Genomic DNA, 965 nt, shown 5'->3' on the forward strand with positions numbered 1-965 from the left:
TTCCAGATAGCCCGCCCCAACTGCCTACACGCCTTGACCGCTTCATTGCGGTGAGCAAATGCCAGCCCTTTGCGCAGCTTCGCTCCTTTGCGCGGCGGGATGATTGGAATGGCTCCCCGCAGGTAGCACGCCTTATGTACATCCTGCGTGTCGTACGCCCCATCACCGGTAAAGCTAGCTATCTCTTCATTGCTTGGAATTTGACCTAGCAGGTCTGCTGCCATGGGCGAGTCGCCCACTTCATTGGTTGTTACTGCGATGGCCCGAATCTGCAGTGTCTGGGCATCAATACCCAGATGCACCTTGCGCCACTGGCGGCGGCTCTCGGCACCGTGCTTTTTGGTTTTCCACTCACCTTCGCCCAAGAACTTGATGCCCGTGGAGTCGGCCAGCATGTGCAAGCCTTTGTCACTTGCACGGTAGCGCACCTGCACATCCAAGCTCTTTTGCCTGCGACACACCGTGCTGTAGTCGGGCACTGGCCAATGCAGGCCTGCCATACCCAATAGCGACTCAACCAGGCCCAGTGTCTGGCGCAAGGGCTGGCCAAACAAGCACTTGATGGTCAGGCAAAACTGGATGGCCGCATCTGAGAACTTCTGGCAACGACCACGCTTGCCCGTGGGCCGAGCTAGCCACTGCATATCCCTATCGAGCCAAATGGTCAGCTCACCTCGCGCCTTCAACGCTGCGTTGTAAGCCTTCCAGTTCGTTGTGCGGTACTTAACCCGACCCCAGCTCGTCTCTCTCATCTCCCGAGCCTACCTCAGCTGCGACCGGCATTTGTGCAACAACGCCGCCTGGATGGAGCCATCGAGTTTCCGCCACACAAGCTGGCCGTTGATTTGCCCACTGTAAATAAGCAACTCAAGCTTCATGACAGTGAATTCACCGGTCATTACATGCACTATGACGATCTCATCAGTCGTAGTCTGGATGAGGTTCCGCCATCGTTCGAATTGATC

General features: G+C 56.6%; 2 protein-coding genes. One reads left to right on the forward strand and one right to left on the reverse strand.

What is annotated here, in order from left to right; translation table 11 throughout:
* Positions 1–752: IS5-like element ISAav2 family transposase (locus tag PYV61_RS25850; RefSeq protein ID WP_275836764.1), on the reverse strand; the 752-nt coding region annotated here is incomplete at its 3' end.
* Between the two features lie 33 nt (positions 753–785).
* Here PYV61_RS25850 and PYV61_RS25855 point away from each other — a divergent pair.
* Positions 786–965: hypothetical protein (locus PYV61_RS25855; RefSeq protein WP_275836765.1), on the forward strand; the 180-nt coding region annotated here is incomplete at its 3' end.

This window comes from Roseisolibacter sp. H3M3-2, assembly GCF_029211165.1.
In the GTDB taxonomy this organism is placed as follows: Bacteria; Gemmatimonadota; Gemmatimonadetes; order Gemmatimonadales; family Gemmatimonadaceae; genus Roseisolibacter.